Below are 10,414 nucleotides of genomic sequence, written 5' to 3' on the forward strand. Positions count from 1 at the left end.
GTTCTGTCTTGCAAACTCAACCTTCAAGGCATTGTGATAGATGCTCTCCAGAAAACCAGGCCCTAACTCTTTATGGACATTAATACAGGCATTAATAATCCTATCAGTTAACTCTTCTTTTCTCCACACTTCTCCATTTTCTCCCTTTCTCCTTATTTTTTATATCCTACCTGAACTCTTACAAAAATAGAAATACATTCTCTTGTTGAATCAGATGATGTAGCAAAATATCTTCTTTTTTCTTTAACAGACTTTTTGCCATTCCCTTCAGCCAAATTATTAGTAATTGACAAGCCTGCACGAATTAAATTATTTCCTATAGAATATTTATATTCCGGATCTAACTTCTTATAGACTTTAAATATTTTGTCTATAAAATCTAAGGCTTTTTGATAAACTTTCAGATTTTCAAAATCAAATTTAAATTCTTCCATCTTTGGTTATTCCACTCTGGTTTCTGTTCTCTGGTTTCTGTTCTCTGGTTTCTGTTCTCTGGTTTCTGTTCTCTGGTTTCTGTTCTCTGGTTTCTGTTCTCTGGTTTCTGTTCTCTGGTTTCTGGTTTCTCTTATAAAATCATCTAATTACTCCTAATTTTCCAACTACAGAGGCACCGCTACTATCATAAGCAACATAGATATAAATTCCACTACTGACTAATTTACCGGCATCATTTCGTAAGTTCCATCGCCAACCGCTATAATCTATTTCCGAGTTTTTGGATTCACGAACCAATTCACCCGCAATGGTATAAATTTCAACCTTATTCACACCCATGAATGTTATAACTTCATAATCACCACCCGCACCAAGCTCACCATTCTCTAATACTCCATCGTTGTCTTTAAAAGGATTTGGTGAGATACTGAATTCGTTTAAAGTAGCGGCATACAGTCCAATTCTAAAGACAGAGAAGTGTTCTACTTGAACCGTCACACGATTATTGACTACATCTGGCGTTCCTCCAACTACTACCCATTTATTTTCCCGCAACTCAAATATTTTTAATAACATCTCTTGTTCATAAGAGTTTAAATCATCGTAAGGAATAGTAATTTTAGCGTCTACTGAAGGTGGGTCTAACGGAGTTATATCAGGTAATTTAAAGGCGCTAATCTTTCGGACGGTATTATTTAAAGAGGCGATGGTATTCATTGGTAGAATCCCTGTGGGATTTTCTTCAACCGTTATCAGAACATCATAATCATTGGAAAAAGACTCGAGGAGTTCAATGGTCGTGGGTGAAAATGACAAAGTGGTGATTGTTCTTGCAGGCACTATGCCAGATGAAAGCGAGGAATTATCTATTTCAAAGATGGTAGATATACCCGATGTGCCATATTCTATATCAAAAGGGGTAACTTTAATCTGGTAGTTTTTAGCCGATTTATGCCTTTCATCTACCGAAGATAACCAGATTAATTTCAAACCTGTAGCAGGTAAAATATCTATTGTCGTGCCAATGACTGTGGCTGTTGCCCATGTAGTCACAGAACCACCTTGATATTCCACAAAAACCCGGCAGAAATCACTATCCTGGTCATAAAGGTCATACGAAATCTCTATCTGACCTAATTGACCAACAGGTTTAGTTGTAACATTGGTAATAATGGGTAATTTATTTCTATTTCTCAAGTAAAAACTGATTGTGGCAGTAGGACCATCGGCAATGCCATCATTTGGAATAAGTCGAAGATAAATGTATGTTTTCGTCGCAATTATATCCTCTTTAGAAAACCAGGTAAATGTCTGATTTGTCCCTTCTGGTGTAGATTCTAAGTCAGATTTAGGTGTGCCGGTTGCCGAATACCAGTATTGTCCATCAGTAGAATATTCTACCTTGATAATACATTTATTCCAATCGTCATCCTGTAAGGTATAGGTTATAGTCACGCTACCGGTTTGTGTAGATTGACTGCCTTTAGGATTGGTAATAGTCATTTGTGGCGGGGTATTTCGAACCACATCAGTTAAACGATATAAGAAGACATATCCCGCTTTACTACCAACTATCAAGTCAATAGTATCTTCATTCTGTTTTAATATGCCAGGTCTTGCGTTGGCATTAACTTTGATTGGCGCTCCATCGAGTTTAATCTTAGACCCTGTTTTAAATGAAGGGGTTCCATTTGCGCCAAGATTTTTATAGAAAAAGACAAACCCTTCCTCATTCCCAATAATCAAATCTTCATGGCCATCGTTATCCCAATCAATAATAAAAGGTGCGGCATTATTGCCAACATCTAAATCGCTATTTCCTTGAATCTTAACCTCTGGGGATAATAAAGGTGAAGTATCTTCTTGAGGTGAGACATTTTTATTCAAATAAAGATAGACATTACCATTTCTATCGCCCGCCAATAAATCTTTATAACTATCTCCATTGTAGTATGTCACAACAGGGGTAGCGTAACCGCCAAAGAGTTTAAGGTTAGATGTGCCAATTTGAATTTTTTTACCTATCGCTAACTCTAAATAATTACCAGTATTTTCAAAAAATGTCACATAACCTTCTTTATCTCCAACTAATAAATCTTTTTTGCCACTACTATTCCAATTGCAGACAAATGGGCTGGCATAATTATCTACATGGAGTAAATTACCTCCCAGGATTTTCAATGGAACTGCGACATTAAATTCTGGAGATTGATTTGACCCTATATTTTTACAAAAATAGACATAACCATTTTCACCGCCTACGAGAAGGTCATCTCTTCCATCTTCGTCCCAATCTATAACTATGGGACTGGAATAAGGATTTATATTCAGGTCTGCACCATCAAGTTTTATTCTTTGCCAGTTGTAGATAGTCGCATTATCCACCCAGAATTCACCTGTTTTTCCAGGCTTACCTTCCACCTGAGCATCATAAGGGATAATTTTTATTATTACCTTTCTTATCACCCCACCTAAATCTCCAGAAGAATTCCAGACAAAACTATGGTTTACTCCTTCTTTAGATGAGTTTAAATTTGACATTCCATCTCCGGCATTTGCAACTGCGGACGCTGTTATCCATGTATACCCACCATCCGTAGAATATACCACCACAATCGAACAAGGATTATTTTCATCGTCTTGTAGGAGATACTTAATGGTTACATCTTTAGTTTGCGTGCCGACAGGTGTATCACATAAAACCACTGGAGCCGAATTTTCGAAACTACCGGTATAAAGATTAATGTAACCATCTTTCTCTCCTACAATCAAATCAAGGATATTATCGTTGTTCCAATTCATAACTATTGGTGCGGCATAACCAGATACCTCTAACGGCACAGAGTTAGCCTGAAGTTGAAAATAGTGGGATTGGTTTGTTGTAAAGGCTGGACTCTTATCATCTACACTAACATTCAAATATACATACACATATCCATACTTACCTTCGCCCCCACTCCCAATTATCAAATCCTTTCTATTATCACCATTAAAATCAACAATATAAGGTTTAGCATTTTTGGGAACAGTAATATCCGTCCCATCTGCTTTGATTCGTTGGGGAGATTGAAGGAATACGGGTTTTTGGTTGGTCCCGGAGTTTAAAAAGAGATTTACATAACCATAGTTCTCACCTACCAATAAGTCCATTAAGCCATCATTATTCCAATCAGTTATGATTGGCGTAGCATCCCCTGTAACTTGTAATGGTTGATTAGTTCCAGTTCCCGTAGTAGCCCTGGTTCCCGGTTTAAAAAGTGGTGAATCATCAGTTTTAGAATTAATAAATATATATATGAAACCCTGACTATCTCCTACAATTAAATCTTTAATACTATTACCATCCCAATCATAGACATACGGGCTGGCATTATCGCCGACAGCTAAATCTACTATGCCGGTTAGTGTCCCAGCATCTACCTGAAATGTATAGGCATCACTAAATTTAGGGTCATTATCATTTCCAGAGTTTAGATAAAGTTTTACATTGCCATTTCCATCACCGACAACCATATCTTTTGCCCCATCATTATTAAAGTTTAAAACATGAGGAATAACTCTGCTACCAGCATTAAGGTCTGTTGGGACACTGGCAATCTTAGATGGGATAGAAAATACAGGTGGCTTATCGCTTAAGTTGCGATAAAGATTTAAAGAACCATCCTTTTCTCCAATGACTAAATCTATATTCCCTAAATTATCCCAATTAACAATAAACGGGGCGGCATTATCCCCTACATCTATATCTTTATTATTGGCTTGAATCTTTTGCTCGGTACTAAAGGTAGGAGTGCCTGAGGTATTCGTACTTAAAAAAAGATATATTTCCCCTGCTTTGTTCCCAACAACTAAATCTTTATTTCCTATCCCATCCCATTGAACAACTTGCGGGACGGCATCATTTCCTACAGATAATGTTGTCGTCCCGGCTAATACCAGATACCCCTGGCTAAATTGAGGTTCGTCTTGAGTGCCTTCATTCAAATATACCCACACATTCCCATTTGCGTCACCGATAATAAGGTCTTCTAAATTATCTCCTCCTTCTCCATCATTCCAATTACACACATACGGAGCGGCATTACCTCGCACTTCAATTCCAGTGGGTATTACTTCTCCGAATGTGGGGGGACTCAATTCAGCAGGCATAGAATTACTCAAAAATAAGGTTAATTTTCCTGCCGCATCTCCAACAATCAAGTCTAAATAGTACTTCCCATCCCAATCGATGACGCAAGGAATAGCCCTTCCTTTTTCTACATTTACACCTTCAATTTTACTACCCCCATAAGCAAAAGCAGGCGAATTAACGCTTCCCGAATTTATATATTGCCATACATTACCATCTCCATCCCCAATTAACAAATCATTCCTATTGTCTCCATGATTGCACCAATTAACCACAACAGGCGCGGCATATTGAGGGACACTCAGTTGGTATGATTGAATCCTTACACCTGAACTAAAATTAAGGTTACCGGCATAAGTAGAACCTGCAGTAAAAATACACAATAATGCTATTTCTGAAATAAATCTTTTCATTTTTATTTCCTCTTATCTATTTATCGACATTTTTCTTTAATTTCTTTAGAAAATATCCTTAATCATAAAAAAACTGGGAGTATGAAAAAATTATAATTCTTCCTCCCAGTGTTCATATATTATACACTAAATTTTATATAATGTCAATGAAAAAGATTGGTAACCGTTCAGGCTATATATCAAAAGTGTAAGAAAGGGGATAAGGAGATAAGGAAGATATGGAGATAAGATAATAGAAATAGATTGAAATTTATAGAATTCGAAGAATGTTGCGAAGCAAAAATAGGTAGAAATTGATTGTGGAAAACAACAAATTTCTATAAATTTCTATTAGTTTCTATTAATTTCAATTTTTGGTCGTGTCTGAAAATAACTCTAATACTCGATATTCAAGTTTTTTTAAGATTAAGTGATTTATTCCTTAATACAGGCATTAATAATCCTATCAGTTAACTCTTCTTTTCTCCACTTCTCCATCTTCTCCCTTTCTCCTTATTTTTATCCTACCTGAACCCTTACAAATCTTTATATCTTTAAAGTAACCGTTCAGGCTATATATCAAAAGTGTAAGAAAGGGGATAAGGAGATAAGAATGATATGGAGATAAGATAATAGAAATAGATAATTTATAAAATTCGAAGAATGTTGCGAAGCAAAAATAGGTAGAAATTGATTGTGGAAAACAACAAATTTCCATAAATTTCTATTAGTTTCTACTAATTTCAATTTTTTTGTAACTATTCACCACGAAGGGCACGGAGAGCACGAAGTGAAATTTGATGAATTATCGAATAGAGTCATTGGATGCGCTATAGCGGTGCATCGAACTCTTGGGCCAGGTTTGCTTGACACCGTGAAGAGTGATAATTCACAATTGACAATTCACCATTCACCATTATTAAGGAAATTTAGGGAAGAAATTGTGAATTGTGAATTGTGAATTGTGAATAGTTACATTTTTTTAATAATATCTCCCTATCTCCTTAATCTCCACATCTCCTTTTGTTACACCACTTGAACGCTTACTAAAATTTGGATTCCCGCTTGCGCGGGAATGACAGGTAGAAAAACAATCTATCAAATTATCAGCGACGGAGCACTAGGTGAACGCTTACAAGGTTGGCTTATACAAGGCTTATACAATGCACTACTATAGCCGTTACAAATATACCTTCCTTTTGGCATGGTCTCTTTGAAAGATAGAAAGTTGAAAATAGATATATGAGGTAAGGAGTGTGCGGAATATCCATTTAAAGATATTTTGTTCCCGCTTACTTTTATAGATAATTCTCCACCATCTTTTCAGGATATTCTTCGAGGAATAAAATATCTGATTTATGCGTCGGAATGCCTGAAAAATATCATCAGAAGAGACTTGTTTGGGTGTAAAGACAAGGTGGTCACCTTCATAATGAGCAAGGTTTTTATCAAATATCCTTCCTTCTTCATCTACCTTTTTATAGAACGGGGTGCCAGGGATAGGGATAGCGATAGAGAGCAGAATTGCACTGGGGTCAATCTCTTCAAGATGTGCAGGGAGGTTTTGATAATATGGTGGGGTATCTTCATCCAAAGCCAACATTAAACCGGTAAAGGTTAGAATACGGCGCATTTTAAGTTTTTCAAACAATTCTTTGTATTCTTCAACCTTATTTTGCCTTTTATGAACAGATAATAGGCTGGGTTCATTTAAAGATTCCAGGCCAATAAAAGCCATAGTGCAGTTTGCCTGGTGTATAAGGTCTACAAATTCATCGTCCTGCAGACAGTCAAAACTAAATTGCAGCCCTAATCCCCAAAGCTTCAGTTTAGCAATTTCTTTCAGAAGTCTTTTAGCATATTCCATATCTCCACCAAAGTTGTTGTCATATAACATCGCTATTTTGCGTTTATGAAATGGGAGATTGGAGGTTGCCGTTAAATCACGGATGATATCTTCTACAGGTCTTGTGCGAAATGGAGCAGACTTTATGGTCAGTTGACAGTAACTGCATCTATAGGGACATCCCCGTGTTGCCTCAGTAACTACAGGCACTGCAAATTTTGATTCGATAAGGTCATAACGCGGTGGAGGGATATTTTCCAGCGGCGGGGCAAATGGTGCTTCATAAACCTTCTTTAATTTGCCAGTTACCATATCTTCTACTACCTGTTGCCAGACAGGTTCTGCTTCACCGATGACTACTGCATCCACATAAGGTATGACCTCTTCTGGAAATGTAGATGGGTATCTTCCACCGGCAACAACGATTTTCCCCATCTTCCTGAATTTTTGTGCCACTTCAAAGGCATGCACCGCACAAAAATCCATAAAACTTAAAGCAATGAAATCGGCATTTGTTTTGTAATCAATAGGCCGAATCATCTCATGGAGAAGCTCTACCTCCACGATTGGTGGGGTTAATCCTGCTACTATGGCTCCGGATAAGGGTGGTGCTGGTGAACGGGCATAATAAACCTTTCCTTCTTCACTGAGATTTTGAAAAAGCACAATAATCTGTAATTTGGGTTTAGCCATTTATTGCCTCCTCTGTGATTTTGGATTTTGGATTTTCGATTTTCGATTAAAAACGGGACACAGACTTTCGCAGATGGACACAGATAAATTAATATTCGTGTAAGCGTTCAGGTCATTACAAAATATCTAATAATAATGTCCAATGGGCAATGTCCAATGAAAAATGTCCGATGAGAGGATAGATGAAATGCAAGATGATTGGGAAATCAGTTCTTACTGCCAGAACACAGAATTGACTTTTAAATTTTTAATTGTTCATTTTACATTGGACAGTTATTTTTTTAAGTAACTGAACTTTTACCTGATTTCCTGCATAAATAGAGTCTTAAGTCTTATGTCTTATGTCTTATGTCTGATGTCCAGTGTCTGAATTGCAGTGAATAAAAAATAATTACTTGTGGTCCTTACACCTGAACGCTTACAAAATTCTGTAGAACCTTAATATTCCTACATCTGTTTTTTTATATCACGAAAGCACGAAATAAAGGAAACACAAAAATAAAGATAAAAGCAGAAAGATAGTTTGACTAAAGGTATTTACACTCCAGTAGCCTGCATTTCAATCTCACCTTTTATTCCGTTGATTGGTATAAATGCGAAACCTGGACTAAGGAAGATGCAACCCCTCTGCACTTCTATCCTCCCTTATAGCAACTCAAAATCGGTTCAAAACCGTCTGCCAGAAAAAGCCGTTCTGGAAGGCAAAGATTAAATTAACCAGTAAGGGCGTATTTTCTCCTATGCTTCCATAGACTACCAGAAATACTATTGGCGAAACTAACATTGGCCTGAAAAGCTGCCACTTGTTGAATTCTATCTTCTTGCCTTCTTCACCAATAGCATCAAAAAAGTATTTAGCCGCCATACCAATTAACATTAGTAGATAAAGGCTTATTTCCAGCCAGGGGATTTGCGCCCAAAAAGAAGAAATTCCTCTTTTGCTGACATCTTGTGCTCTAAAAAAATCCGCACAGAGGAATAGCACTAACCCACCAGCTATTGAGGCTAAGATAAAGGCTATCTGAGCCTTCTTGCTCCATCCCGGTCTAACCACCCAGACAGCCACAATCCCTATAATTGTTAAGGCAATGTATACCATTCTACATCCCTCCTTCACGATAAAAGATAAACTGGCCTTCTCCTGGACCTAAGTAATGTATTCAGGGTCTTTCATTAGACATTTTTTGGTACATGGACAGTTAAGTAATTCTGGTCTTCGAAGAATCACCAGCAAACTGTTGCAAAAACACCAGTTTGTTGCTTATCTCTTCCATCGTTAACAGATTCAACATTCTTAATGTTCTTCGTAACAGCACCCCAAAATGTTTTTTGGGAATCTGTGTGGAAATAATTACTCCTTTATGGGATTTGTTCTCATTAGTCCAGTCAGAATGCAGCATTTTGAAATGGCCAACATTAAATGTCAATATTGCCCTATTCTGCGATACAGCGTAAACAAGTTGTTCTTCATCGGTTAGTCCTAAGTTCCCTTCTTCCTGTGCACTAACAGCGTTAAAACCTCGATGTCTTAATGCGACAGCCAGGGCAGGATAAACATCTTCATCAATGTAAAGTCTTATAGAAGAGGGGATGGCAGACACTATAGTCTTTTCTCCTTTACCCGAAGGACATTTGGAGTACCATCAAGACGGTTTAACCAATAATCTTCGGTATTTTTGGAAATTAATTCTTCAACCTCTTCTTGATGGTCTAAATAATAACTTATAGCATCATAAGCCTGGGAAGGTTTTAAATGTTGGTAGCTTTCTAAAATATCCTCCACTGTATCACCAGATTTAAACATAACCGCAATATTGCGGACTGAAATTCTGGTGTTTTCAATGACCGGCTCTCCTCCACAGATATTCTTGCTTCTGACAATATACGGATGTTCGGTTCTCATTAATTGAGCCATTGTTCTTTTTACCTCCTGGTAACTTCATTATAACATCATTAAACAAAGTTGTCAATAGAAAATTAAGGATTACGCTTAAATTGGAGTTTTATCTATCTCTCTTCCAACTTTTGAATCTTCAAATAAAAAGGGCATTTTTTACATTCTTGTAAGGTGTGGTTATGACAACAGGCTGGATTTTTTACCTCAAAACAATTCTTATCCTGCCTGTACGCCTCGCAGATTAAATAGAAACTTGCAGGGCAACCCTTGATATTAAAGCATTTATTCATAGCTCTTCCTCCTCTTTTTAAGTAATCGAATTAATCGAATAAAACAAATTCGTAAAAATACGAAGAATTCGTGTAAGCATTCAGATGTAAGTAAGGGAAAAACCTGTTCCTGACAGGCTCAGGAATGGAAAAGTAGGGAAAAAATATTAAAGAATTGGGATGGTTCATTTTCATTATTTTTCCTGTGATTTTTTCCGCAAACTTTCACACTAAAGTGCACCATTTCAAACTTTTCAATTCCATACATTAAAATAAATTTCCCCTTTTCCCATATTTCCCCTTTTTCCTTCATTACACCCTGAACGGTTACGAATTCGTTAAATTCGTTCAATTTGGTTACTAATATTTTAACCCCTAAAAATAAAAAAGGGGTAAACAATCAAAATCGTCCACACGTCCGAAGTCCGATAATGATAGCTACCCCTCTTGCTGTGCAAAAAACACAGCAATAATAGTAGCCTCCTTCTTAGGACGTGTGAGAGGATAAAAATCCTCTTTAAGAAAAAGGGCTATTAAGTTATTTTTACCTCTTATTTCATTTTAAATTATACCAGATTAACGAACTATTGTCAACAAAAAATTCAGGCAAAATTAGAATTTTATCTAGAGAGCGTTGCGTAGGAGTTAAAGCTATATCTATGGTCACAGGCATTGCTTTACTTCATTTTCTGCCATCTTTTGCTTATTAAATTTGCTCCAGAGGAGCAATCTGTTTGTAGAAGAAAACCCACC

The 10,414-nt window shown here is 36.8% G+C and carries 9 protein-coding genes; all 9 read right to left on the bottom strand.

The annotated features are described in order from the left end of the window. A partial coding sequence (locus AB1414_09070; GenBank protein ID MEW6607591.1) for a GxxExxY protein occupies positions 1–129 on the bottom strand: 129 nt, incomplete at its 3' end. A 23-nt stretch (positions 130–152) separates the two neighbouring features. Next, complete coding sequence (locus AB1414_09075; protein MEW6607592.1) at positions 153–434, bottom strand: four helix bundle protein; 282 nt, start codon at positions 432–434, stop codon at positions 153–155. A 139-nt stretch (positions 435–573) separates the two neighbouring features. Continuing rightward, a complete protein-coding gene (locus AB1414_09080; GenBank protein ID MEW6607593.1) occupies positions 574–4,977 on the bottom strand; it encodes a VCBS repeat-containing protein in 4,404 nt (1,467 codons plus the stop codon). 445 nt (positions 4,978–5,422) lie between these two features. Further along, the gene (locus AB1414_09085; GenBank protein MEW6607594.1) at positions 5,423–5,674 is read right to left on the bottom strand and encodes a hypothetical protein; all 252 of its coding nucleotides are present in this window, start codon (positions 5,672–5,674) and stop codon (positions 5,423–5,425) included. 462 nt (positions 5,675–6,136) lie between these two features. Continuing rightward, positions 6,137–7,495 carry a radical SAM protein gene (locus AB1414_09090; protein MEW6607595.1) on the bottom strand — a complete coding sequence of 453 codons (1,359 nt, stop codon included), beginning with the start codon at positions 7,493–7,495 and terminating at the stop codon, positions 6,137–6,139. A 655-nt stretch (positions 7,496–8,150) separates the two neighbouring features. Beyond that, complete coding sequence (locus AB1414_09095; GenBank protein ID MEW6607596.1) at positions 8,151–8,594, bottom strand: hypothetical protein; 444 nt, start codon at positions 8,592–8,594, stop codon at positions 8,151–8,153. Between the two features lie 100 nt (positions 8,595–8,694). Continuing rightward, positions 8,695–9,096, bottom strand: a complete 402-nt coding sequence (locus AB1414_09100) for a DUF5615 family PIN-like protein (protein MEW6607597.1) — start codon at positions 9,094–9,096, stop codon at positions 8,695–8,697. Beyond that, the gene (locus AB1414_09105; GenBank protein MEW6607598.1) at positions 9,096–9,410 is read right to left on the bottom strand and encodes a DUF433 domain-containing protein; all 315 of its coding nucleotides are present in this window, start codon (positions 9,408–9,410) and stop codon (positions 9,096–9,098) included. Before AB1414_09105 ends, AB1414_09100 begins: the two co-directional genes overlap by 1 nt. 390 nt (positions 9,411–9,800) lie before the next feature. Further along, on the bottom strand, positions 9,801–10,061 hold the full coding sequence (locus AB1414_09110; GenBank protein MEW6607599.1) for a hypothetical protein: 261 nt from the start codon (positions 10,059–10,061) through the stop codon (positions 9,801–9,803). Between the last annotated feature and the right edge of the window lie 353 nt (positions 10,062–10,414).

The sequence above is a fragment of the bacterium genome (assembly GCA_040755795.1).
GTDB lineage: Bacteria > UBA9089 > CG2-30-40-21 > CG2-30-40-21 > SBAY01 > JBFLXS01.